18 protein-coding genes and 1 pseudogene are annotated in these 23,754 nt (G+C 73.7%); 14 read left to right on the top strand and 5 right to left on the bottom strand.

Annotated features, from left to right (window positions below; translation table 11 throughout):
* Positions 1 to 6: 6 nt before the first annotated feature.
* Both CUT44_RS05580 and CUT44_RS05575 read left to right on the top strand, forming a co-directional pair.
* Entirely contained in the window at positions 7 to 543 is a 537-nt protein-coding gene (locus CUT44_RS05580) for a GNAT family N-acetyltransferase (RefSeq protein ID WP_100201035.1), read from the top strand.
* 155 nt (positions 544 to 698) lie between these two features.
* Positions 699 to 2,405 carry a proline--tRNA ligase gene (locus CUT44_RS05575; protein WP_100201034.1) on the top strand — a complete coding sequence of 569 codons (1,707 nt, stop codon included), beginning with the start codon at positions 699 to 701 and terminating at the stop codon, positions 2,403 to 2,405.
* Between the two features lie 30 nt (positions 2,406 to 2,435).
* Here the strand turns inward: CUT44_RS05575 and CUT44_RS05570 are convergent, their stop codons facing one another.
* A complete protein-coding gene (locus tag CUT44_RS05570) occupies positions 2,436 to 3,389 on the bottom strand; it encodes an aminoglycoside phosphotransferase family protein (RefSeq protein WP_100201033.1) in 954 nt (317 codons plus the stop codon).
* A gap of 101 nt (positions 3,390 to 3,490) precedes the next feature.
* Positions 3,491 to 3,934: pseudogene (locus tag CUT44_RS05565) on the bottom strand (ferritin-like domain-containing protein); the annotation flags it as partial.
* 926 nt (positions 3,935 to 4,860) lie between these two features.
* Here CUT44_RS05565 and rimP point away from each other — a divergent pair.
* The 8 genes from rimP (at position 4,861) to CUT44_RS05525 (ending at position 13,435) form a co-directional block, all read left to right on the top strand.
* Positions 4,861 to 5,460: a ribosome maturation factor RimP gene (rimP, locus tag CUT44_RS05560; RefSeq protein WP_100201032.1), complete on the top strand. Its 600-nt coding sequence runs from the start codon at positions 4,861 to 4,863 to the stop codon at positions 5,458 to 5,460.
* Positions 5,461 to 5,462: 2 nt separating this feature from the next.
* Positions 5,463 to 6,491: a transcription termination factor NusA gene (nusA, locus tag CUT44_RS05555; RefSeq protein WP_100201031.1), complete on the top strand. Its 1,029-nt coding sequence runs from the start codon at positions 5,463 to 5,465 to the stop codon at positions 6,489 to 6,491.
* Positions 6,492 to 6,562: 71 nt separating this feature from the next.
* Positions 6,563 to 6,838, top strand: a complete 276-nt coding sequence (locus tag CUT44_RS05550; protein WP_100201030.1) for a YlxR family protein — start codon at positions 6,563 to 6,565, stop codon at positions 6,836 to 6,838.
* A gap of 187 nt (positions 6,839 to 7,025) precedes the next feature.
* A complete protein-coding gene (gene infB / locus CUT44_RS05545; RefSeq protein WP_100201029.1) occupies positions 7,026 to 10,103 on the top strand; it encodes a translation initiation factor IF-2 in 3,078 nt (1,025 codons plus the stop codon).
* Positions 10,104 to 10,314: 211 nt separating this feature from the next.
* Positions 10,315 to 10,608 carry a DUF503 domain-containing protein gene (locus CUT44_RS05540; protein WP_100201028.1) on the top strand — a complete coding sequence of 98 codons (294 nt, stop codon included), beginning with the start codon at positions 10,315 to 10,317 and terminating at the stop codon, positions 10,606 to 10,608.
* Positions 10,609 to 10,684: 76 nt separating this feature from the next.
* Complete coding sequence (gene rbfA, locus CUT44_RS05535) at positions 10,685 to 11,242, top strand: 30S ribosome-binding factor RbfA (protein ID WP_100201027.1); 558 nt, start codon at positions 10,685 to 10,687, stop codon at positions 11,240 to 11,242.
* A gap of 3 nt (positions 11,243 to 11,245) precedes the next feature.
* Positions 11,246 to 12,160 (top strand): tRNA pseudouridine(55) synthase TruB, encoded by a 915-nt coding sequence (gene truB / locus CUT44_RS05530; protein ID WP_100201026.1) that lies wholly within the window; start codon positions 11,246 to 11,248, stop codon positions 12,158 to 12,160.
* Positions 12,161 to 12,496: 336 nt separating this feature from the next.
* The gene (locus CUT44_RS05525; RefSeq protein ID WP_100201025.1) at positions 12,497 to 13,435 is read left to right on the top strand and encodes a bifunctional riboflavin kinase/FAD synthetase; all 939 of its coding nucleotides are present in this window, start codon (positions 12,497 to 12,499) and stop codon (positions 13,433 to 13,435) included.
* 85 nt (positions 13,436 to 13,520) lie between these two features.
* Here CUT44_RS05525 and CUT44_RS33840 read toward each other — a convergent pair whose 3' ends face one another.
* The 3 genes from CUT44_RS33840 to eccE all read right to left on the bottom strand — a co-directional run bounded on the left by CUT44_RS33840 (position 13,521) and on the right by eccE (position 18,356).
* On the bottom strand, positions 13,521 to 16,049 hold the full coding sequence (locus tag CUT44_RS33840; protein ID WP_100201024.1) for an SCO5717 family growth-regulating ATPase: 2,529 nt from the start codon (positions 16,047 to 16,049) through the stop codon (positions 13,521 to 13,523).
* A gap of 247 nt (positions 16,050 to 16,296) precedes the next feature.
* On the bottom strand, positions 16,297 to 17,034 hold the full coding sequence (locus CUT44_RS05515; RefSeq protein ID WP_199185621.1) for a hypothetical protein: 738 nt from the start codon (positions 17,032 to 17,034) through the stop codon (positions 16,297 to 16,299).
* Positions 17,034 to 18,356 carry a type VII secretion protein EccE gene (gene eccE / locus CUT44_RS05510; protein WP_100201023.1) on the bottom strand — a complete coding sequence of 441 codons (1,323 nt, stop codon included), beginning with the start codon at positions 18,354 to 18,356 and terminating at the stop codon, positions 17,034 to 17,036. Before eccE ends, CUT44_RS05515 begins: the two co-directional genes overlap by 1 nt.
* 203 nt (positions 18,357 to 18,559) lie before the next feature.
* Between eccE and eccB the strand changes: the two genes are divergently transcribed.
* From eccB to CUT44_RS32980, 4 genes are all read left to right on the top strand, one after another.
* Positions 18,560 to 20,065, top strand: coding sequence for a type VII secretion protein EccB (gene eccB / locus CUT44_RS05505; RefSeq protein WP_100201022.1), 1,506 nt, complete (start codon positions 18,560 to 18,562; stop codon positions 20,063 to 20,065).
* Between the two features lie 17 nt (positions 20,066 to 20,082).
* Positions 20,083 to 21,372 carry a type VII secretion-associated serine protease mycosin gene (gene mycP, locus CUT44_RS05500; RefSeq protein WP_100201021.1) on the top strand — a complete coding sequence of 430 codons (1,290 nt, stop codon included), beginning with the start codon at positions 20,083 to 20,085 and terminating at the stop codon, positions 21,370 to 21,372.
* Positions 21,373 to 21,667: 295 nt separating this feature from the next.
* On the top strand, positions 21,668 to 22,078 hold the full coding sequence (locus CUT44_RS05495; RefSeq protein ID WP_100201020.1) for a hypothetical protein: 411 nt from the start codon (positions 21,668 to 21,670) through the stop codon (positions 22,076 to 22,078).
* Between the two features lie 16 nt (positions 22,079 to 22,094).
* Complete coding sequence (locus CUT44_RS32980; protein ID WP_158239572.1) at positions 22,095 to 23,744, top strand: WXG100 family type VII secretion target; 1,650 nt, start codon at positions 22,095 to 22,097, stop codon at positions 23,742 to 23,744.
* Positions 23,745 to 23,754: the final 10 nt, after the last annotated feature.

Genomic DNA, 23,754 nt, shown 5'->3' with positions numbered 1-23,754 from the left:
ACGACCATGGATGACGTCGTGGTGGGCCCCCTTGACCTCACCGCCCGGGTCGACGATGCGCTGGCCGTCCAGGCGGTCGCCTTCGGGCTGACCGACGACGAGATCGGCGTGCGCCGCCATATCGTGCTGCGGCACCTGGCCTCCCCCGACGCCCGCTCCCTGGGCGCCGTCGCGCCGGACGGACGGCTGGTGGGCTTCGTGTACGGAATGCCCAACGACCGCACCCAGTGGTGGTCCACGGTCGTCGAACCGTATCTGCGGCGGGGCGGGCACCAGGGGTGGCTCGACGACGCGTTCGTCATCACCGAACTGCACGTCCACCCGGCGTACCAGAAGCGCGGCATCGGCCGGGAGCTGATCACCAGGATCACCGACGAGGCCGTCGAGCCGCGCTCGCTCCTGTCCGCCATCGACACCGAGAGCCCGGCCCGCGGCCTGTACCGCTCGCTGGGCTACCGCGACCTGGCCCGCCATGTGCTGTTCCCGAGCGCGTCGAGCCCGTACGCGGTGATGGGTGCGCCGCTGCCGCTGCGGCGCCGGTAGTCTCCTGCGAGGACCGCGAGGACCGCGAGGACCGCGAGGACCGCGAAGGCACAGAAGAACCGAGAAGGCCGAGAAGGCCGAGAAGACACAGACCCCGCGGGGACCGTGCGCACCCCACGCGCCCCGCACGACCGTTCCGTCCGCAGGAGACCCCCATGGCAGCCCGCCTCCAGCGCATGTCCCGTCTGATGCTGAAGACGCTGCGCGAGGACCCGGCCGACGCCGAGACCCTCAGCCACCGGCTCCTGGTCCGCGCCGGCTACGTCCGCCGCACCGCGGCCGGCATCTGGACCTGGCTGCCGCTGGGAAAACAGGTCCTGGAGAACGTCACCCGGATCGTCCGCGAGGAGATGGACGCCGCCGGCGCCCAGGAGGTGCTGCTGCCGGCCCTGCTGCCGAGGGAGCCCTACGAGACCACCGGGCGCTGGACGGAGTACGGCGAGCTGCTGTTCCGGCTGACGGACCGCAAGGGCGCCGACTACCTCCTGGGCCCCACCCACGAGGAGATCTTCACCCAGGTCGTCAAGGACCAGTGCACCTCCTACAAGGACCTGCCGGTGATGCTCTACCAGATCCAGACCAAGTACCGGGACGAGGCCCGGCCGCGCTCGGGCGTCCTGCGTGGCCGGGAGTTCCTGATGAAGGACTCCTACTCCTTCGACACCTCCGACGAGGAGCTGGCCGAGTCCTACCGGCTGCACCGCGAGGCGTACGTGCGGATCTTCACCCGGCTCGGCCTGGACCACCGGATCGTCTCCGCCGTCTCCGGCGCGATGGGCGGCTCGGCCTCCGAGGAGTTCCTCGCCCCGGCCGCCGCGGGCGAGGACACCTTCGCCGACTGCCCCTCCTGCGGCTACGCGGCCAACACCGAGGCCGTCACCTTCCCCCTGAAGCCCGCCGGGAACCCTCTGGGCCACCCCCCGCTCCAGGAGCTGGACACCCCCGGCACCCCCACCATCGAGACCCTCGCCGAGCACCTGGGCGTACCCGCCTCCGCCACCCTGAAGAACCTCCTGGTCAAGGTGGACGGGGAGATCACCGCCGTCGGCGTGCCCGGCGACCGCGAGGTGGACCTCGGCAAACTCGCCGAGCACCTCGCGCCCGCCACCGTGGAGCTGGTCACCGCCGAGGACTTCACCGGCCGCCCCGCCCTGGTACGCGGCTACGTCGGCCCGCAGGGGCTGGCGGGGATCGCCCTCCGCTATCTCGCCGACCCGCGCGTGGCCCCCGGCACCTCCTGGATCACCGGTGCCAACAAGCCCGACACCCATGCCCGCAACGTGGTGTGCGGCCGGGACTTCGAGGTCGACGAGTACCTGGACGTGGCCACCGTCGAGCCGGGCGACCCCTGCCCGTCCTGCGGCGCCGGGCTGCGGCTGGACCGGGCCATCGAGATCGGCCACATCTTCCAGCTCGGCCGCAAGTACGCCGACGCCTTCGGGCTGGACGTGCTGGGCCGGGACGGCAAACCCGTCCGCGTCACCATGGGCTCCTACGGCATCGGCGTCTCGCGCGCGGTGGCCGCGCTCGCCGAGCAGACGGCCGACGACAAGGGGCTGTGCTGGCCGGACGAGGTGGCTCCGGCCGACGTCCACCTCGTCGCGGCGGGCAGGGGCGCCCAGACCGAGCTGGCCCTGGAACTGGCGGACCGGCTGGCCGCGGCCGGGGTGCGCGTACTGGTGGACGACCGCACGGGCGTCTCGCCCGGAGTGAAGTTCACCGACGCGGAGCTGATCGGGGTGCCGCGGATCCTGGTGGTGGGCCGTGGCGCGGCGCAGGGCCTGGTGGAACTGCGGGACCGGCGTACCGGCGAGCGCGAGGAGGTGCCGGTGGAGGCGGCGGTGGAGCGACTGGCCGGCTGAGGCCCGGGCCGCGGGGCAGGGGTCCGGGCCTCAGTCCCGGAGCCAGCTCGCGAACTCCAGCAGGAGCTCGCCGTCCGCGCGGTTGCCGGCGGCGAGCTGCCGGGTGCCCGACTCGACCGCCCGGTACAGGCTCCAGCCGCGCAGCCGGTCGCGGTCCACCTCCAGGGAGTCCGCCAGTTTGGCGATCCGGCGCCGGGTCCGGGCGGCGCCGCCGGAGCCGGCCATCAGGTCGTGCAGCCGGTCGCGGATCAGCCGGGCCAGGTCGTAGGCCCGCTCGCCCACCAGCGGATCCGGGCCGGCCGCCAGCCAGTGCGCCCGCCCCGGGTCCGCGGAGAGCACCGCGCCCTGCCGGAAGTCGCCGTGCAGCAGCAGGTTCTCGGGAGTGTCGGCCAGCAGCCCGGAACGCACCGCCAGGGCCTCCTCCGCCAGGGAGCGGGCCTGTGGCGGCGTGTGCCGGCGGATCCGGTCCACGGCCCGGCCGGTGTGCCGCTCCACGGTGGTGAACGGCGCCGGGACCGGCGGGGCGGAGCCGGTGCCGGGGGAGCCCGGGGCGCCCGGAACGCCGCCGGACGCCGGGGGCACCCACAGCCGGCGCAGTGCCGAGACCGCCTCCAGATTGGCCTTCGCCTCCGGCAGCGAGCGCAGCGACACCTCCGCGTGCAGCCGTTCCAGCAGCAGCGCGTCCGCCTCGGGCGCGGCCTCCAGCAGCCGCACCGCGCCGTGCCCGTCCCAGCGGGCCAGGGCCGCCGCCTCCGCCCCGGCGCCGGCCGCGCGCAGTTTCAGGGCGGCCGGGGTGCCGTCCGCCCGGCGCACCAGGACGACCAGACTGCCGCGTCCGCCGGGTGCCACCACCCGCTCGGCCGTCAGCTCCCAGCGGTCCAGGGCGTCACGCGCCAGGGAGGGGAGGGCCGCCAGCCAGGGGGAGTCCGCGCCCAGGGCGCGCACCAGCCGCTGCGGGGGGTCGAGGTGCGGAGCCGATGCCATGCCCGAGCCGTGCCTTTCCTTGTGTCAGCGGTTCTCCGGCGGTCCGTCGCGGTCCTTCTTGTCCGGTTCCCCGGTTTCCCCGGTCCTCCGGCGCCCCGCCGTCAGCGGTCCCCGGAGGACCCGGGGGGCGCCTGCGCGGAACGCTCGGGGAGACCAGGGAAGGGTACGCCCGTGCCGCGCCAGCGCACCGCGCGGACCGCCGCCTCCCGCAGCGCGCCCGCGGCGTCCCGCCGCAGCCCGCCCGTACCGGCCCGGACCAGGTCGGCGTAGACGGCCGCCACCCGCTCCTCCAGCTCCGCGGCGAGCCGTACCGCGGCGGCGCCGTCCGGGACCTCGAACGGCAGGGCGTACGCCGCGGCGGCGGGCTCGGGCACCCCGCCCAGCTTCCGCACCGCCCGGCGCAGGACCTCCCGGCGTGCGCGGTGCGCGTCGTACGCCTGGCGTGCCTCGGCGCGCCGGTCCTCGTCGGCACGGCCGCCGACGACACCGTAGCCGTAGACGGCGGCGTGCTCGGCGGCGAGCGCGGCCCGGACGGCCGGGAGCGCACCGCCGCCGGAACCGGCGGGGGCCGGGGCCGCCCCCGGGGAGACGTCCTTACCGTCCCCGGCCTGTCCCGAGGGAGACCGCCCCGACGGGGTCCGGCCCGGGCCGGACCCCGGCCGCCGGACCGGAGGCTCCTCCTCCGCCGGGTGGGGGAGCGGAGCCGTGAGCAGGTACACGTGCACCGCCCCAGCCGCCGCGACCGAGGCGAGCAGCCGGGCCGGTTCGGGCGGGGCGTCCACGAGGGCACGGGTACGGGCGTCGGCCACCGCGCGCTCGGCGTCCGCCAGCGCCTTCAGCGCGGCCTCGGCCCCGGCGGGCACGTCCGTGCCGCCGGCCCGTGCGGTGCCCGGGTCCGCCGGGGTGCCGGTACCCGCCGGGGTGCCGGTGCTCCCGGTGCCGCCGAGGGCCGCCAGCTGCCGGGCCACGTCCGACCGGAGCGGTTCCAGCCGTCCGGCGAGCGCGGGATGCGCGGCGCCGGTCCGGTCGTAGCGGTCCAGCAGCCGGGCGCTGTCGCGGGCCGCGCGGCGCAGCAGCCGCCCCGCACGGGAGGCGCGCTCGCGCGCGGCGGCGTCCCGGGGACTGTCGGAGCAGCCGGTCAGCAGCAGTGCGGCGGCTCCCGTCACCCCGCCGGCCAGCAGGCTCCGCCGGCGCGGGCGCGAGTCGATGGGCACGGATGCTCCCTGGGGAGATGGTTCTGTGAGGCGGGGACAGCGGGATCACCGCCCTGCGAGCGTACCTGTGTTCGTGAGGTCCCCCGAGGCGGGGCGCCGCCGAGCCCCGGGCATGGCCCGTACGGGGGGCGGCCGCCCGGCGGAGCACCCGTGGATCATCCGGTCGGCGCGGTCCGCCGCAGACGATAGGCTTGGCACCCGGACCCACTGGACTGGATGTTTCCCACAACAGCACACGCGGCCGAGGAGTCACCCGGATGAGTACCACCCAGAGCGAGAGGCTGCGAGGACTGCTGGAGCCGCTCGTCACCGACAGGGGCCTGGATCTGGAAGAGGTCACCGTGACCCCGGCCGGGAGGCGGCGCGTCCTGCGCGTTGTGGTGGACTCCGACGAGGGCGTGCAGCTCGACACCTGCGCCGAACTGAGCCGCGCGGCGTCCGAGGCGCTGGACGCCGCGGACGTGATGGGCGGCGCCCCGTACGTGCTGGAGGTGACCTCGCCCGGCACCGACCGGCCACTGACCGCGCCGCGGCACTACCGCCGTGCCACCGGCCGTCTGGTGAAGGCGCACCTGAGTGAGGAGGCGGGCGGCGGCGAGCTCCTCGCCCGGGTCCTCGGTGTGGACGAGGACGGCGTGGAGGTGGAGGTGCCCGGCGTCAAGGGCCGCAGGCCCAGCACCCGCCGGCTCGCCTTCGGCGAGATCGCCCGGGCCCGGGTGGAGGTCGAGTTCAACCGCAAGGCCGCGGAGAGAGCCGTAGAGAAGAGCGCCGAGAAGAGCGCCGGGAAGACCGCGGAGAAGACCGGAGAGGCACGTCGGGCTGAGGCCTCTGACGACGAGAGCCAGGAGGAGGCGTAGCCGTGGACATCGACATGAGTGCCCTGCGGGGCCTGGTGAGGGAGAAGGAGATCTCCTTCGACCTGCTGGTGGAGGCGATCGAGGCCGCTCTCCTGATCGCCTACCACCGTACCGAGGGAAGCCGCCGCCAGGCCCGGGTCGAGCTGGACCGCTCCACCGGGCACGTGACGGTGTGGGCGAAGGAGGACCCGGCCGATCTGCCCGAAGGTGCCGAGCCGCGTGAGTTCGACGACACCCCCTCGGGGTTCGGCCGGATCGCGGCGACCACCGCCAAGCAGGTCATCCTGCAGCGGCTGCGGGACGCCGAGGAGGAGATCACCTTCGGCGAGTACGCCGGGCGGGAGGGCGACATCGTCACCGGGGTCGTCCAGCAGGGGAAGGATCCGCGCAGCGTTCTCGTTGACATCGGCAGGCTGGAGGCGATCCTGCCACCGCAGGAACAGGTGCCGGGCGAGGACTACTCGCACGGCACCCGGCTGCGGACGTATGTGGTCCGGGTCGCCAAGGGCATGCGCGGGCCGTCGGTGACGCTCTCGCGCACCCATCCCAACCTGGTGAAGAAGCTCTTCGCCCTGGAGGTCCCGGAGATCGCGGACGGCTCGGTGGAGATCGCCGCCATCGCCCGGGAGGCCGGGCACCGCACCAAGATCGCGGTACGGTCCACCCGGTCGGGGCTGAACGCCAAGGGGGCGTGCATCGGCCCGATGGGCGGCCGGGTGCGCAACGTCATGGCCGAACTGCAGGGTGAGAAGATCGACATCGTGGACTGGTCGGACGACCCGGCCGATATGGTGGCCAACGCCCTCTCCCCGGCCCGGGTGAGCAGGGTCGACGTCGTCGACGCCGCCGCCCGGTCGGCGCGGGTCACCGTGCCCGACTACCAGCTTTCGCTGGCGATCGGCAAGGAAGGGCAGAACGCCCGGCTCGCCGCCCGGCTGACCGGCTGGCGGATCGACATCCGGCCGGACACCGAGCAGAGCGCCGGGCAGAACACCGGGCAGCGAACCGAACAGCGCACCGAGCCCGGTTGACGGCCGGCCGCGATCCGGTCACGGTCCGTACCCGCCCGCGGCGCGGTCGGCACGAGGAGGTAGACTGAAGAATGTCCGGCCGGACACATGCCCGTGCATGCCCTGAACGCACCTGCGTGGGCTGCCGGGAGCGGTCGGGCAAGGCCGGTCTGCTGCGTGTGGTGTTGGCCGGGGACCGCTGTGTTCCCGATCATCGCGGTACGCTGCCCGGCCGGGGTGCTTATCTGCACCCCGTACCGGCCTGTGTCGACCTGGCGATTCGCCGCCGGGCGTTCCAGAGGGCCTTCCGGGTCCCCGGGCCGCTCGACACCGCGGAACTGCGACAGGCGGTGCCGCGGGCGACGTAGGTGAACGTGAGCGGCGCAGGACAGCAAGCAAGCACAAGGCCCGTACGGCGACCCGCCGCACGGGAGAGGTACCTCGCGAGTCGGAAGTAGGTCGAGATTGCGATGAGCACTCGATGAGTACGCGATGAGTACGCCCATGCAGTAGCGAAGGTCCGGCGGACGATCCCCCCGGACCGTAAGGAGCGAAGTGGCTAAGGTCCGGGTATACGAGCTCGCCAAGGAGCTTGGAGTCGAGAGCAAGGTCGTCATGGCCAAGCTCCAGGAACTCGGTGAATTCGTCCGTTCGGCATCCTCGACCATCGAGGCGCCGGTCGTACGCAAGCTGACCAACGCATTCGACGCGGGCAACGGAAACGGCGCCGGCGGCGCCGGCCGTTCCGCGGCGAAGCCCGCGGCGCCGCGGCAGGCGGCGCCCAAGCCGGGCGCCCCCAAGCCGGCCGCCGGCGCGGCGCCCCGTCCGGGCGCCCCCAAGCCCGGTGCGCCCAAGCCGCCGGCCCAGCCAGCCGCCGACGCGGCCAAGGCCGACGCGGCCAAGAGCGCGCCCCCCACCCCCAGGAACACCCCCGCTCCGGGCCCCGCCGCCCGGAACACCCCGGCACCCGGGCAGCGTCCGGCCCCGGCCAGGCCCGGGCCGGCGCAGCCCCCGGCTCCGGCCAAGCCGGAGTTCACCGCGCCCCCGGCAGGCCCGGGCGCGCCCCGTCCGGGTGCCCCGAAGCCGGGCGGCACCCGTCCCGGTCCCTCGGGGCAGCAGGGCGGCCGCGGCCAGGGCGGTTCCCGTCCGGGTGCCCCCAAGCCGGGCGGCCGTCCGGCGGGCCCGCGGCCGGGCAACAACCCCTTCACCTCCGGCGGCTCCACCGGCATGGCGCGCCCGCAGACGCCCCGGCCGGGCGGCGCCCCCCGTCCGGGTCCCGGTGGCCCCGGCGGTCCCGGTGGCCGCGGCGGCGCCCAGGGCGGCGGCCCCCGGCCGCAGGCCCCCGGTGGCAACCGTGCTCCCAGCCCGGGCAACATGCCGCGCCCGCAGGGCGCCCAGGGCGGCTCGGCCGGCCCGCGTCCGGGCGGCGGAAACCGTCCCAACCCGGGCATGATGCCGCAGCGTCCGGCGGCCGGCCCGCGTCCGGGTCCCGGCGGCCGCGGTCCCGGCGGCGGTGGCCGTCCGGGCGGTGCCGGTCGTCCCGGTGGCGGTGGCGGCGGCTTCGCCGGCCGTCCGAGTGGTCCCGGGCGTCCCGGCGGCGGCGGTGGCGGCGGTGGTTTCGCCGGTCGTCCCGGTGGCGGTGGCGGCGGTTTCGCCGGCCGTCCCGGTTTCGGCGGCCGCCCCGGCGGCCCCGGTGGCCGCGGCGGTACGCAGGGAGCCTTCGGCCGTCCCGGCGGTCCGGCCCGGCGCGGCCGCAAGTCGAAGCGGCAGCGCCGCCAGGAGTACGAGGCCATGCAGGCCCCGTCCATCGGCGGTGTGATGCTGCCGCGCGGCAAGGGCGAGACCGTCCGGCTGTCGCGCGGTGCGTCGCTCACCGACTTCGCGGAGAAGATCAACGCCAACCCGGCGTCGCTGGTCCAGGTCATGTTCAACCTGGGTGAGATGGTCACCGCGACCCAGTCGGTCTCCGACGAGACGCTTCATCTCCTCGGCGAGGAGATGAACTACACCGTCCAGATCGTCAGCCCGGAGGAGGAGGACCGCGAGCTGCTCGAGTCCTTCGACATCGAGTTCGGCGAGGACGAGGGCGGTGACGAGGCCCTGACGGCGCGTCCGCCGGTGGTGACCGTCATGGGTCACGTCGACCACGGAAAGACGCGTCTGCTGGACGCGATCCGCAAGACCAACGTCATCGACACCGAGGCCGGCGGCATCACCCAGCACATCGGCGCCTACCAGGTCGCGACCGAGGTCAACGACGAAGAGCGCAGGATCACCTTCATCGACACCCCCGGTCACGAGGCGTTCACCGCCATGCGTGCCCGCGGTGCCAAGTCGACCGACATCGCGATCCTCGTGGTGGCGGCCAACGACGGTGTGATGCCCCAGACGATCGAGGCGCTGAACCACGCCAAGGCGGCCGAGGTGCCGATCGTGGTCGCGGTCAACAAGATCGACGTCGAGGGCGCGGACCCGCAGAAGGTGCGCGGCCAGCTCACCGAGTACGGTCTGGTGGCCGAGGAGTACGGCGGCGACACGATGTTCGTGGACGTGGCGGCCAAGCCCGGCCTGAACATCGACAAGCTGCTGGAGGCCGTGGTCCTGACCGCGGACGCCACGCTCGACCTGCGCGCCAACCCGGACCAGCCCGCCCAGGGCATCGCGATCGAGGCCCACCTCGACCGCGGCCGCGGCGCCGTGGCCACCGTGCTGGTCCAGCGCGGCACACTGCGGGTCGGCGAGACGATGGTCGTCGGCGACGCGTACGGCCGGGTCCGGGCGATGCTCGACGACAAGGGCGGCAACCTCCAGGAGGCGACCCCGTCGACCCCCGTCCAGGTGCTGGGTCTGACCAGCGTCCCGGGCGCGGGCGACAACTTCCTGGTGGTCGAGGAGGACCGTACGGCCCGCCAGATCGCCGAGAAGCGAGCCGCCCGGGAGCGCAACGCCACCTTCGCCAAGCGCACCCGCCGGGTCTCCCTGGAGGACCTGGACAAGGTGCTCAAGGCGGGCGAGGTGCAGCAGCTCAACCTCATCATCAAGGGCGACGCGTCCGGTTCGGTGGAGGCACTGGAGTCCTCCCTGCTCCAGCTCGACGTCGGCGAGGAGGTCGACCTGCGCGTCCTGCACCGCGGTGTGGGTGCGGTCACCGAGACCGACATCGACCTGGCGACCGGCTCCGACGCCATCGTCATCGGCTTCAACGTGCGCGCCGAGGGGCGTGCCACGCAGCTGGCCGAGCGCGAGGGTGTGGACGTCCGCTACTACTCGGTCATCTACCAGGTGATCGAGGAGATCGAGGCGGCCCTCAAGGGCATGCTCAAGCCGGAGTACGAGGAGGTGGAGCTGGGCACCGCGGAGATCCGCGAGGTCTTCCGCTCCTCCAAGCTCGGCAACATCGCGGGTGTCCTCATCCGCTCCGGCCTGGTCAAGCGGAACACCAAGGCGCGTCTCATCCGCGACGGCAAGGTCGTCGCGGAGAACCTCAACATCGAGGGACTGCGTCGCTTCAAGGACGATGTCACCGAGATCCGCGAGGGCTTCGAGGGCGGTATCAACCTCGGAAACTTCAACGACATCAAGGTCGACGACGTCATCGCGACGTACGAGATGCGGGAGAAGCCCCGCGCCTGATCTCCGCCGGTGAGCACAGCAGGTGACGGACAGGGAGCCTCCCGCTCGCGGGAGGCTCCCGGCCGTGTTCGCCGGGCCGGCCGGGCGGTCGCGCGTACACCGATATATCCGTCGATCGGCGAGGGCCGTTGCGTGTACGGTTCTCATGACCCTGCCGGGCGTCGGCAGGGCTCACGGACGAGGCCTCACGGGTCGGCTGGACCCGCAACGCATGTACGTAGGCACACTCTCCTTCGACCTGCTCCTCGGCGACGTACGGTCGCTCAAGGAGAAGCGGTCGGTCATCCGTCCCATCGTCGCCGAGCTGCAGCGCAAGTACGCGGTGAGCGTCGCGGAAGTGGGGGAACAGAACCTTCACCGCAGGGCCCTGATCGGTCTCGCGGCGGTCTCCGGGGACGCGGCGCATGTCACGGACGTGCTCGACCGGTGCGAACGGCTGGTGGCCGGGCGGCCGGAGGTGGAGCTGCTGTCGGTGCGGCGGCGGTTCCACGGCGAGGAGGACTGAGCCCGTCCGGACCGCACCCGACCGGTCCCGGGCAGCATCCGAACCGAACGCACCCGAAACAGAAAGAAGCAGACACATGACCGATACCGCGCGGGCACGCAAACTCGCCGACCGCATCCGGGTCGTGGTCGCGGAGACCCTCCAGCGGCGGATCAAGGACCCGCGGCTCGGCTATGTGACGATCACCGACACCCGGGTCACCGGTGACCTGCGGGAGGCGACCGTCTTCTACACGGTCTACGGCGACGACGAGGACCGGGCGGCCTCCGCCGCGGCGCTGGAGAGCGCCAAGGGCGTACTGCGTTCGGAGGTCGGACGGCAGACCGGCGTGCGCTTCACGCCGTCCCTGACGTTCGTCCCGGACGCCCTCCCCGAGAACGCCCGGACCATCGACGACCTGCTGGAGAAGGCCAGGGCGTCGGACGCCCAGGTACGCCAGGTGTCCTCGGGCGCCACCTACGCCGGTGAGGCCGACCCGTACCGCAAACCCGTCGACGAGGACACCGCGGACACCGACGACGCGGACGCCGACGCCGCGGACACCGATGACGCGGCCGCCGAGGCCGCTGATGACGCGGCCACCGGGGACGGGGCCGGAAAGTCCGGGGGCGACCCGGACGGCAAGGACGCCTGACCAGTGGCACGCACGGACAACCGGGAGCCCGGCGGGCTGGTCTTCGTCGACAAGCCCGCCGGCTTCACCTCCCACGATGTCGTCGCCAAGATGCGCGGCATCGCCCGCACCCGCCGGGTGGGGCACGCGGGCACACTGGACCCGATGGCCACCGGCCTCCTCGTCCTGGGCACCGGCAGGGCGACCCGGCTGCTCGGGCACCTGGCGCTGACCGACAAGGAGTACGTCGGGACCATCCGCCTCGGCCAGAGCACGGTCACCGACGACGCGGAGGGCGAGACCACCGCCGCCACCCCGGCCCGCGGCCTGCCGCGCGAGGCTGTCGACACCCGGATCGCCGAGCTGACCGGCGACATCCTCCAGGTGCCGTCCAAGGTCAGCGCCGTCAAGATCGACGGGAAGCGGGCGTACGCCCGGGTTCGCGAGGGAGAGGACGTCGAGCTGGCCGCCCGGCCGGTGACCGTCTCCTCCTTCACCGTGCACGACGTGCGCGAGGAGACCGCCGAGGACGGCACCCCCGTGACGGACCTGCTGGTCTCGGTCGTCTGCTCCTCCGGCACCTACATCCGGGCCCTCGCCCGCGACCTGGGCGCCGCGCTGGAGGTCGGCGGCCATCTCACCGCGCTGCGCCGCACCCGGGTGGGCCCCTACGGGCTGGACGTGGCGCGCACCCTGGACCAGCACCAGGAGGAACTGGCCGTCATGCCCATCGGCGAGGCGGCGGCCGCCGCCTTCCCCCGCTGGGACGTGGACGGGAAGCAGGCCCGGCTGCTGGCCAACGGCGCGCGGATCGCCATGCCGCCCGGCGACGGAACCGGCCCGGCCGGCCCGGTCGCCGTCTTCGGCCCCGACGGGGACTTCCTGGCCCTGGTCGAGGAACACGGCGGCAGGGCGAGAAGCCTGGCCGTCTTCGTCTGAGAACGCCACGGGCCCTCCGCCGCGTACCTGCCCCCACGGGACGGACGCACCGTGGGGCGCGCACCCGGCCGGTGCGCGCCCCACGATCCCCCTCCTGTGCGCATCTGTTTCCCTGTCCACTCGGGGACCGGGACTCACCTCGTTTCCCGGGCGCGCGGAGTGAGTCATGGCGCGCACGGGGGCGCTCCGTCCCCGGTGCTCTCCCGCCCGGTCCGCCCGGTACCTCCGACGGCCGGACCCCGCACGGCGGGCGCGGGTCCCGTGCGGGGAGCCGGGGATGTCATGGCACCCTTGGACCGGCACCATCCAACTGGCATTCGGCGAGGAGCGGGCACTGTGCAGCGCTGGCGTGGCTTGGAGGACATCCCCGAGGACTGGGGGCGCAGCGTCGTCACCATCGGCTCCTACGACGGGGTGCACCGCGGGCACCAGGTGATCATCGGCAGGACGGTGGAGCGTGCCCGGGAACTCGGCCTGCCCGCCGTCGTCGTCACCTTCGACCCGCACCCGAGCGAGGTCGTGCGGCCCGGCAGCCATCCGCCGCTGCTCGCCCCGCACCACCGGCGCGCGGAACTGATGGCCGGACTCGGAGTGGACGCGGTCCTGGTCCTCCCCTTCACCGAGGAGTTCTCCCGGCTGTCACCGGCCGAGTTCGTGGTGAAGGTACTGGTCGACAGGCTCCATGCCCGCACCGTCGTCGAGGGGCCCAACTTCCGCTTCGGCCACCGGGCCGCCGGCACCGTGGAGACCCTGGCCGAACTGGGCCGGACGTACGACTACGACGTGCGGGTCGTCGACCTGTTCGTGCGCGGCGCGGCCGGCGGCGGCGAGCCCTTCTCCTCCACCCTCATCCGCAGGCTGGTCGCCGAGGGCGACGTGGCGGGCGCCGCGGAGGTGCTGGGCCGTCCGCACCGGGTGGAGGGCGTGGTCGTGCGCGGCGCCCAGCGCGGACGCGAGCTGGGCTATCCGACGGCGAACGTCGAGACCCTGCCGCACACCGCGGTTCCGGCGGACGGCGTCTACGCGGGGTGGCTGGTCGTGGCGGGCGAGTCGATGCCCGCCGCGATCTCCGTCGGCACCAACCCGCAGTTCAACGGCACCGAGCGGACGGTGGAGGCGTACGCCATCGACCGGGTGGACCTGGAGCTCTACGGGCTCCATGTCGCCGTGGACTTCCTGGCCTACATCCGCGGTCAGGAGAAGTTCGCCACGCTGGAGGGGCTACTGGAGCGCATGGCCGAGGACGTGCGGATGGCCAAGGGCCTGCTGGGCTGAGCACCCGGGCACCCGGGCACACGGACGGCCGTCGGCCCCGGTCGGGTGACGACAGGGGCCGACGGCCGTCCGGGTCATGCCGCCGTCACTGCTCGGGCGGCTGCTGCTGCCACTGCTGGCCGGGTGCGGGCGGGGCCGGTGCCCCGGCGGGCGGGGGCGGAGCGGGTTGCCAGCCGCCGGGCTGTGCCTGACCGGGCTGCCCCGGGTGGGGCGGCCGGTCAGGCTGCGCGTACGGCTGCCCCGGCTGCGGCGGATACGGGACCTGCGGCGGGACCCCACCGGGCTGTGCCTGCTGAGGATGGGGCTGCGGCGGGGCGGAGTGGCCGGGCATCGGCGGTGCCACGTGCGGCGGGTTCCCGCCCGGCGACCACAGGCCCTGCTCCTGCTGGTGGCGCGCGAAGTCCTCGGCGATCAGCGCGGCGAGGTTGAAGTACGCCTCCCGTGTCCTGGGCCGCATCATGTCGAGGTCCAGTTCCGCGCCCGCGGCCAGATGCTCGTCGAACGGGACCACCACTACATCGCGGCAGCGGGTCTTGAAGTGCGCCACGATGTCGTCCACCTTGATCATCTTTCCGGTCTCGCGAACCCCGGAGATGACCGTGACGCTGCGCTGCACCAGATCGCCGTAGCCGTGTGCGGACAGCCAGTCCAGCGTCGTGCTGGCGCTGCTGGCGCCGTCCACGGACGGGGTGGAGATGACGATCAGCTGATCGGCGAGATCGAGGACGCCGCGCATCGCGCTGTAGAGCAGACCGGTGCCCGAGTCGGTGAGGATGATCGGATACTGCTGGCCCAGCACGCCGATGACACGGCGGTAGTCCTCGTCGTTGAAGGTCGTCGAGATCGCCGGATCGACGTCGTTGGCGAGGATCTCCAGACCGGAGGGCGCCTGCGAGGTGAACCGGCGGATGTCCATGTAGCTGTTGAGGTACGGAATCGCCGACACCAGGTCGCGGATCGTCGCGCCCGTCTCGCGCCGCACCCGGCGGCCGAGCGTGCCCGCGTCCGGGTTGGCGTCGATCGCGATGACCTTGTCCTGCCGCTCGGTGGCGAGTGTCGCGCCGAGGGCGGTGGTGGTCGTCGTCTTGCCGACACCGCCCTTGAGGCTGATCACCGCGATGCGGTAGCAGGACAGCACCGGCGTGCGGATGAGCTGCAGCTTCCGCTGCCGCTCGGCCTCCTCCTTCCGCGCGCCGAGCCGGAACCGGGAACCGCCGCCGCCACGGCTGCTCTGCGGCCGCGGCTTGCGCTTCTGGTTCAGCAGCCGGTCCGAGGACAGCTCCACCGACGCGTTGTAGCCCAGCGCGCCGGGCTGGCTCGGCGGCTGCTGTCGCGGGTCGGCGGGCCAGCCGGTGCCGGAACGCGGGTCCGGCGGCTGCGGGAGCTGCTGGGCCTGCGGGGGTTGTTGGGGGTGTGCCGGGGGCTGGTGGTGGGGGAAGCCGTAGCCGCCTTGTGGCGCGGCGGGGTTCGGTGCGGGTGGTGCCTGCTGGTGGTGGGGGAAGCCGTAACCACCCTGCGGCATGGCGGAGTTCGGTGCGGCGGCCTCGGGCGCGGGAGGTGCCGAGAGTTGCTGCGGCTGCGGGGGTTGTTGGGGGTGTGCGGGGGGCTGGTGGTGGGGGAAGCCGTAGCCGCTTTGCGGCGTGGCGGGGTTCGGCGCGGGGGCCTCGGGTGGCACCGGAGGCGGTGACACGGGGGTCTCCGCCTGTGCGGGTCCGGACGGCTGCGGGGGCTGGTGGGGGTGTGCCGGGGGCTGGTGGTGGGGGAAGCCGTAACCACCCTGTGGCGCGGTGGGGTTCGGTGCGGGGGCCCCGGGCGCCTCGGGCGCGGGCGGTGCCGGAGGCTGCTGGGCCTCGGTCGGTGCGGCGGGCTGGAAGTGCGGCGGCAGCGGCGGCAGTCCGGCCGGCGTACCGCCCTCCGGGACGGGCGGCCACGGCGTCGAGGGGGGCGTGGGCGGCTGCTGCGGTGCGGCGGGCGGCGACACGGGCGGGGACTGGGGGACGGGCGGCTGCGGTTCGGCGCCGTGCGGCTCACCGTCCGGCTCCGGCGCCGCCGGGGAGTCGGCGGACTCCTGAGGCCCGGGCGCATCCCCGGGCTCGTCGTGGGCCGCGGGTGTCCCGGCTGTCCCGGGAGTCTCCGCATCGTCCGGGACGGTACCGGACGGCTCACGGCCGGTCTCCCCGGCGTGGGCCTCACTGTCCTCCGCCGCCCGGGCGGCGTCCCGCTCGGCGAACTCCCGGCGCAGCGCCGCGGCGGAGAAGCGCATGGTGGCGCCACTGACCACGTCCCCGCTCCCGGACTGCTCCTCCTGGTCGTTCCGGGTGTCCTGCCCTCCGGACCCGCCGGGCCCACTCCGGCCGCCCACCGACGGCGCGTCGGGCGCGGGCGCCGGTGCGGGCACCGACGGCGGGAACGCGGGCGGCGCCCCGGCACCCGTACCCGCGTCTGCGCCGCCGGCGGTCGCCGGTGGCTGCGCGGCGGGCTCGGAGTTCCGCGTGTACCAGGCAGGCGGCGTGTAGTCGATGGTGAACTCGCCCGTGGCGTCGAGCTCGTCCTCGGGCAGGTCGTCGCCGGGTGGGATCCCGTCGACGCGGACCTCGTCCCGGTCGCTGTTCACAATGCCTCCTGCTGATCTGGTCGAGCAACCCGGTCAGGCCGCGCGGACCGTCCTCGCCTCCGGGGACGCCGGTGTCCGGCACTCCGCCGCCACGGTCTCCGGCCGGTTCCCCGGGACTGTCCCGCACGCGCGCAGACCCACCCTAATCGCCATGGGCGCGGATACGGCATGCCGGGCCCGTCCCACTCGGACAACGGACGGATGACGACCGGGACGGAGTACGCCGGAGTGCGGCCGAGCGCGCGGATCAGTCCAGCCGCCGGGCGGCGCCCAGCAGGCCGGCCTCCGCGTCGGTGGGCCGGGTCAGCACGAACTGCCGGTCCCGCCCCGCGCACCACAGTGTCACGCCGTCGGCGAGGGTGGACAGCGCCTCGGTCTCCTGCCGGGTCAGGGACAGGATGCGCCCGACCTGCCGGGCCTCCTCCGGGGAGACCTGCTGGATGCCCGCGAGCGAGGCCCCCCGCAGCAACCGGGGCGCCACCGGGCTCAGATACGGCAGCAGGGTCAGCACCGACTGCCAGGGCCCGGCGGAGACCCGGCCACGCGGCGGCCTCATCCCGCAGTCCCGTATCACCACCACCGGGGAGACGGCCGTCGCACCCATCGGCGGCACCCGGCCGACGTCGTGGAGCGTCATGCACTGCTGGTCGCCGCCCGCGGCCCGGGCCAGGTTCGTCCACACCTGCGGGCGGCCGGTCTCGACGGCCACCCGCGCCCCCGTGCCGGCCGCGCGCAGCGCCAGCACCTGGGCCGTCCACAACCCGCCCACCAGCACCACGTCGTGCGGCACCGGGTGGTGCAGTCCGAGCACCGCCGGGCGCTCCTGCACATCCACACCGGCGACCACACCGTCGTCGCCGACCGGCAGCGCGAGCGCGTCCAACTGCTCGACGGGCAGCATCTGACGGGCCGTCCGGGGCCCGCGCAGCCCGAACCCCAGCCGCGGCCGTACGGCGGCGGCCGCGGAGTCCGCGGAACCGGGCATCAGCGTGTCCCTCCCAGTGGCAGTGTCGCCAGCACTCCGGGCACCTGCTCGCGGTCCAGCCGGATGAGCCCGGTGCGCCGCTCGCGCGCCAGCCGCTCCACGGTGTGCCGGGCCGCGACCAGCTCGCCGTCGCTGCGCGCGGTGATCCGCAGATGCCCGCGCACCGCCACGGAACGCCGCTCGCCCCGGCTCAACGTCAGGCTGAACACGGTGGCCAGCGCGGGCACCCCCGTCAGCAGCGCCACCAGCGACGGCAGCGGGGTGGCGCCCGGCCCCAACTCGGGCCAGCGGGACACCCCGTACGTGGTGTGCCAGCGGTCGTCGCACCGCCAGGCGCGCGCCCGCTCCTCGGTACGCCGCGCGGGCGCGGAGTCGGGCCGTCCGGCCCGTGCCGTGGCCATGGGGCTGGCCCCGGACGCCGTCGCCAGCGCCGTGACCAGCTCCTGTTCCGACAGCAGCGTCGCCCGGAAACCCGCCCCGGTCAGCCGGCTCGCCAGCTGGTCCGCGGTCCGCACCAGGCATCGCTGGGCGCCCTCCAGACCGTCACCGCGGGCCCGGACCGCCTCCCGGCACAGCTCCGGATCGAGCTTGAGCGCCACCCAGGTCACCCGTACCGCGGGGGTGCCGCTGGTGGCCTGCAGGGGACCGTAACTCGTCGCGGCCACCGACCGCTCGGGCAGATGGGGGGCGGGCGCGGGCTGGGTGTACTGCACCGCCTGCACCGACTCCAGCCGTATGCCGTCCACCTCCAGGACGTCGGCCAGCAGCCGCAGCGGCAGCGGACGTTCGGCGGGACCGGAACGCAGCGCCGCGGGGCGCGGCTCGACGCGCAGCACGGCGGTCAGGAACGTGCCGTCCCCGACCATCCCGATGCCGCGCCGCTCCCGGTCGGTGTAGGACAGGCTGCGCAGCGCCGGCTCACACTCGGCGGCCGGCGCCAGCCCCGGATCGGTGTCCGGCGGCAGGACCTCGGCCGCGGCCCGCCGGCGGCGCCGGCGCAGGGCCACCGCGGTGCCCAGCCACTCGGGCAGCGGGCGGCCGCGCCGTCGCAGAACCGCGAGCAGCAACAGGAGGACGGCCACCACGGCGGCCGGGACCACCAGCATCCGGTCGACGGCGGCGGCCGCCACCACCACCGCGGCGGCCAGCTCCACCAGCACCAACTGCCCCAGCCGGAAAGGCCCCAGGCGACGCCGGCGGGCCTCCGCGCGCAACACGGCCGTACGCGCCGGACGCGGCCCGGCGGGCGCACGGCGCGCGGTGTCCGGCGCCGAGGTGTCGGGCGCGGACGTGGTGGTCCGGGCCCGCGTGGCGGTCCCCATCCCCTGAAAATCCCCCTGTGTCCGTAATCGCCCCGGCGTAAAGGGGCGTTGGCAGGGCGATCACCCTACCGGAGCGGCGGCGGGTGAGCCCCAACAGGCATAGTAGGGGCCCGGTCCGACAATCGGCACCGACGGCGATGCCCGGCCTTTTCCGGGGGGACGCGGGCCGGCCGGTGCCGACCAGTGGGGAGAAGCATCGAGTCATGGCATCACGGCGGGACGAGCTCAACGCCTACACCTTCGCCAAGAAGAGGCTGGTCTCGGCATTCCTCCAGCCTTCTCCGAGCGGCACCGAGGAGGGGGCGCCGCGTCCGCTGCGGGCGGTGCTCCCCAGTGTGATCGTCGGGGTCCTGATCCTGGCGGGCTTCGGGGCCTGGGGCATGTTCAAACCGAAGGCGCCCAAAGGCTGGGACAACCCCGGTGAGAGGGTCATCATCGCCAGCGACTCCACCACGCGGTACGTCGTCCTGGAGACCGACGGGAAGAAGCAGCTCCACCCGGTGCTCAACCTGGCCTCCGCCAAACTCCTCCTCGACCCGAGCAAGCTCAAGATCGTCAAGGTCGACGAGAAGGTCCTGGACAGCGGGAAGATCCCGCACGGCGCCACCATCGGCATCCCCTACGCCCCCGACCGGCTGCCGGGGGACAAGGAGGCGGTGAAGGCCAAGCGCTGGGCCGTGTGCACCCGGCCCGGCGACGACGGGCCGCAGAAGGCCGTGTTCGTCCTCGCCGACCGGGACAGGGACAAGGTCGAGGGGAAGAACCGGCTGAGCGGCGGCGACGTGATGTACGTGCGCCTCGGCGGGAAGCTGCACATCGTCGACGGCACCGGCACCGCCTACGAGATCGAGGCCGACGACACACTGCTGCGCACCGTCGTCGGCAGCACCGAGCCGCAGGACGTCACCGAGGACTGGCTGAAGACCCTCAAGACGGGCAGCCCGATCCGGTTCCCCGGGGGCATCGAGGGCATCGGCACCCCGGCCGGCGCCCCCGGGAACCTGGACGCCGAGGCCAACCGGATCGGCACGGTGCTGCGCGCGCCCTCCGGTACCGGCCTCCAGCACTACGTGGTGCTCAGGGGCGCGGTGCGGCCGGTCACCGACTTCATGGCCAAGCTCCTGCTGAACTCCCCGGAGGCCACCACGCTCGGCCAGCAGGGGAAGGCGAGGGAGGTCAGCGCCGGCGCCATCCGGCCCGAGGGGACCTTCTACGGCAGCGAGCTGAAGTGGCCCGAGCCGGAGGCCCGGCCGGTCAACACCGCCGACAGCGGCCGGGACACCCTGTGCAACGTGCTGCGCGACGTGGACGAGGAGAAGGGCACCACCACGCTCAGCACCTGGGCCGCCGGCGACTACCCCGCGACCCTCCCCAACAGGGCCACCAACTCCTACGTCACCCCCGGCTCCGGACTGCTCTTCCGGCAGATCAAGGGCCGGGAGACCGGCTCCGGCGGCGTCTTCCTGGTGACCGACACGGGTCTGCGCTACGCGGTGCAGGCGAACACCGACAGCGGCCAGGACGACGCCGGGATCGGCACGGACGGCAAGAAGGACCCGCAGGAGGAGGCGCAGGAGGGCAACCGGGCGCAGATCCGGCTCGGCTACGAGAACGCCCGGCCCGTACCGGTACCCGCCGCCTGGTCCGGCTTCCTGCCGACGGGGCCGCGGCTGAGCGAGAGCGCGGCCAGGCAGCCGCAGGGTTCCTGACGACGGGGAGACACACGATGAGGACAGTCACAGCCACCGCGCGGCGCGTCCGTGCCGCGGACCGGCTCCGCCGGTGGGCGGCGCCGCCCACGGCCGCGGCGGTCGGCCTGACGGCCCTGGCCACCCTCGCCGTACCCCTGGCCTGGGCCCCGCCCGCGGCGGCCGAGGTGGGCCAGTGCACCTTCCCGGCCAAGCCCTACGAGGGCCGGCCGTGGTCACTCAAACGAGTGCTTCTGGACCAGCTCTGGGAGAAGACCAGGGGCAAGGGGGTCAAGGTCGCGGTCATCGACACCGGGGTGGACGACAACCATCCCCAGCTGAAGGACGCGGTCGACGCCAAGTCGGGCCGGCGGACCCTGCCGGACCCCAAGAAGGACAAGTACGGCAACAAGCCCAAGCCGCTGGCGAAGAACGGCACGGAGGACGTCGTCGGCCACGGCACCAAGGTCGCCGGCATCATCGCCGCGCGTCCGGCGGACGACACCGGCTTCGTCGGCATCGCGCCGGAGGCCACCGTCATCCCGATCCAGCAGAACGACGCCGAGGGCAACGGCGACACGGGGACCATGGCCGAGTCCATCAACTACGCGGTGGAAGCCGGGGCGAAGGTCATCAACATCTCCCAGGACACCGCCAAGGCCCTTGAGCCCGACTCCGCGCTGGAGAGGGCGGTCGACGCGGCGGTGGCGGCCGGAGTCGTCATCGTGGCCTCGGCGGGCAACGACGGCCTCGGCGGCAACGTCAAGGAGACCTACCCGGCCTCGTACGAGAACGTCATCGCCGTCGCGTCCTCCGACCGCAACAACGAACGGGCTCCCTTCTCCCAGTCCGGGGACTTCGTGGACATCGCCGCCCCGGGCGTCGACATGATCTCCACCGTCCCCGGCGGCGGCCACTGCGCCGACAACGGCACCAGCTTCTCGGCTCCGTACGTCGCGGGCGTCGCGGCGCTGCTGGTGGCCGAGCACCCGGACTGGAAACCGCACCATGTCGCCGCCCAGCTCATGCAGACGGCGGAGCGCTCCATCTCCGGGCACGACCGCCATGTGGGCTGGGGGGTCATCGACCCCGTCCGCGCGCTCACCGAGGACGACCGGCGGATCGACGAGCCGGTGGCGGAGAACATCGACCGGGGCGAGCCGCCCACCCCGGCGGAACTCCACCTCGGCGAGACGCCCCAGGAGCGCGACGAGCGCCTGGGCACGTACACGGTGCTCGGCGGGGGCGTCCTGGTGTCGGTGATCGCGGGCGGTTCCCTGGTCCACCGGGACTGGCGCCGCCGGCGCGCACGGTGGCCGGTGCGGTGACGGGACCCGGGGTTCACCGCCCGGCCGACGGTTACAGAACCCTTACAACGGTCACCGGAACCGGACGTACCGCCCGCCCGGGGCCGCGCCACGGCGGCCGGCCCGGCGGGCTGGTGCACTCCTGTTGCGGAAGACGGGTTGACACGGAGATCCCGGCCGGCCCCGCGCACCGTTCCGGAGGCGTGTTCCAACCGCCCTCGGCCGAATGACAGTTGGTGTCGTCATACGCGATGGCTAGAGTGTTGACCGTGCGCGAGGGAACGTGCACACGGCCAACGGGCGGAGGGGGAACCTTATGGTGCTGCCGGCCGACTCCGGGGGACTCAAGGGCGAACTCGAATCCCTCAAGGAGTTCAAGAAGCGGGTCGACGGGATCCTCGGCGACCTGGAGAAGTCACCGGCCTCCCCGACCAAAGTCGGGCAGCAGGAGGTCAGCCGGGCCGCCTTCGGCGGGGAGTTCGCCGAGGCCGACGGCGTCTACCGCGAGTACACCCGGGTCCACACCCATCTCACCGGGCTCTCCCGGGTGCTGGGAGCCCAGATCGAGGCCATGGGCATCGCCGTCCACGGCGCGAACATCGGCTTCGGCAACCTGGAGGACGACCTGAAGCGGCGCTTCTGGCAGCTTCAGCAACAGGCGCAGCAGCACCAGCGGGAGACGGAAGAGCAACCGACGACCAAGGGCGACACCCAGACGACCTACTGACGGGGGAGACGAGACCATGAGCGACGAGCAGCAGGAGAGACCGGACGAGCCGAACGTCGCTCCGCTGCTGGTCTTCACGGACCTGCGGCGGAACGGGATGTTCCTCCCGTTCGGCCTCGGCGGCGCGATGCGCGCCGGTGTCATGGGCTCCACGGACTTCGAGGGCAAGGACCTCGAGGAGATGCTCGACCTGGTCGAGGACGCCAGGCCCGGGGAGATCGAGAACGCCGCGAACGCGCTCTGGGACGCCGCGGGCAAGATCAAGGAAATCGGCGACGACCTCAGAACGCACATCGACAGGGTCGACTGGGAGGGCGAGTTCGGCGACAACTTCCGGGCGTGGGGGCGTGATCTCAGCAAGAACACCCTCGTCCTGGCCGACTACACCGAACAGGCGAGCATCCACCTGAAGGCCGCCGGAGCCGGTCTCGCCACGGTGCGGAGCGCCATGCCCAAGCGCGACGCGAGCGTCCTGGGTGCCCCGAAGGTGGAGGCGATCCCGGCCGAGGAGCGGGTCGAGACCAACGAGCGGTACAAGCTCGCGAAGAAGAAGGAGGAGGACCGACAGGAGGCCATCAACCAGATGAACCGCCTGGCCTCCTACTACACGGTCTCGCACGACAACATGCGGGCCTCGGAGGAGCCGAGGTTCGGCCCGATGCCGAGTGTCGGGATGCCGCCGAGAGCACCGGGTGATCCGTACGAGTCTCCTGGCAGGAGAACCGCCTCCGTTCCGGCGGAGGAGTACCGGACGGCGGAGCCCCTGCCGCAGGCCCAGGAGCGCCGAGAGAGCACCATGGTGCGGGGCACGGCACCTGAGGAGAAGCACACCGTGCTGGTCCCGGACGGTGCACCCGTCCCCGGACAGGACGTACGGACCGATCTCAACACTGTGGCCCCGGTGGCTCCGCCGGCAACCGACCCCGGGCCACGCACCCCGCTTCCCGCCACCGGCGGAGGCGGTACCGGACCCGGTCCGATCGCTCCTCTTCCGCCCGCGCACAACGGTCCGCTGAGCAGCAGCCGGTCGGGCGGAGGCGGAGGCCCCAGGAACGCGGGCCCGTACCAGGGAGTCCGTGGCGGTACGCAGGGGCCGTCGGGAGGTACGTCCAACATCCCGCCGGGGAAGGGTAACGGCCTGGCACGCCCCGTCACGGGCGCGGGACCGATCAGCGGTGCTCCTCACGCCTCACAGCCACCGGTCGGCCGTCCGGGCACCGGCGTCTTCGGTGGTACCTCGCAACCCCAGCGCGGTGGGTCCGGTAGCCCTCACATCCCGCGTGGAACCGTGGTCGGAGCGGAACACGGGACGACGGGTCGGCCTCCGGTGGGCGGTGCCACGGGGGCGTCCGCGATCGGTGCGGGAAACAACGGGCCCGGTCGCAGACAGACTGCATCGGCGCCTGGCGGCGTTGTCGGCACCCCCCGGCACACTCCCGCGCAGGGGGGCGCGGCCCGCCCGTTCACACCCGGTGGCACCGGCCTCGCCCGAAGCGGCGCGGCGGACGGCGGCCGGAGCCCGATGGGTGTGCCGCCGCGTGCCGGGAGGCCGTCCAGCTCTCAGGAAGAATCCGGAAACGAAGCCCGGCGCCCCGACTATCTGACCGAAGACGAAGAGACATGGACGGCGGGGAGGAACAACACAGTTCCCCCCGTGGTCGACTGATTCCCACGAG

Source organism: Streptomyces carminius, assembly GCF_002794255.1.
Taxonomy (GTDB): domain Bacteria; phylum Actinomycetota; class Actinomycetes; order Streptomycetales; family Streptomycetaceae; genus Streptomyces; species Streptomyces carminius.
This window is presented reverse-complemented; position numbering and strand designations above follow the sequence as displayed.

What these genes read in the sequence shown, in the direction of transcription:
- eccB (WP_100201022.1), top strand. Translation starts at nt 18,560, where the DNA reads ATGGCATCACGGCGGGACGAGCTCAACGCCTACACCTTCGCCAAGAAG.
- mycP (WP_100201021.1), top strand. Translation starts at nt 20,083, where the DNA reads ATGAGGACAGTCACAGCCACCGCGCGGCGCGTCCGTGCCGCGGACCGG.
- CUT44_RS05570 (WP_100201033.1), bottom strand. Translation starts at nt 3,389, where the DNA reads ATGGCATCGGCTCCGCACCTCGACCCCCCGCAGCGGCTGGTGCGCGCC.
- CUT44_RS05580 (WP_100201035.1), top strand. Translation starts at nt 7, where the DNA reads ATGGATGACGTCGTGGTGGGCCCCCTTGACCTCACCGCCCGGGTCGAC.
- CUT44_RS05515 (WP_199185621.1), bottom strand. Translation starts at nt 17,034, where the DNA reads ATGCCCGGTTCCGCGGACTCCGCGGCCGCCGCCGTACGGCCGCGGCTG.
- rimP (WP_100201032.1), top strand. Translation starts at nt 4,861, where the DNA reads ATGAGTACCACCCAGAGCGAGAGGCTGCGAGGACTGCTGGAGCCGCTC.
- CUT44_RS05540 (WP_100201028.1), top strand. Translation starts at nt 10,315, where the DNA reads ATGTACGTAGGCACACTCTCCTTCGACCTGCTCCTCGGCGACGTACGG.
- eccE (WP_100201023.1), bottom strand. Translation starts at nt 18,356, where the DNA reads ATGGGGACCGCCACGCGGGCCCGGACCACCACGTCCGCGCCCGACACC.
- CUT44_RS05575 (WP_100201034.1), top strand. Translation starts at nt 699, where the DNA reads ATGGCAGCCCGCCTCCAGCGCATGTCCCGTCTGATGCTGAAGACGCTG.
- CUT44_RS05550 (WP_100201030.1), top strand. Translation starts at nt 6,563, where the DNA reads ATGTCCGGCCGGACACATGCCCGTGCATGCCCTGAACGCACCTGCGTG.
- CUT44_RS32980 (WP_158239572.1), top strand. Translation starts at nt 22,095, where the DNA reads ATGAGCGACGAGCAGCAGGAGAGACCGGACGAGCCGAACGTCGCTCCG.
- rbfA (WP_100201027.1), top strand. Translation starts at nt 10,685, where the DNA reads ATGACCGATACCGCGCGGGCACGCAAACTCGCCGACCGCATCCGGGTC.
- CUT44_RS05495 (WP_100201020.1), top strand. Translation starts at nt 21,668, where the DNA reads ATGGTGCTGCCGGCCGACTCCGGGGGACTCAAGGGCGAACTCGAATCC.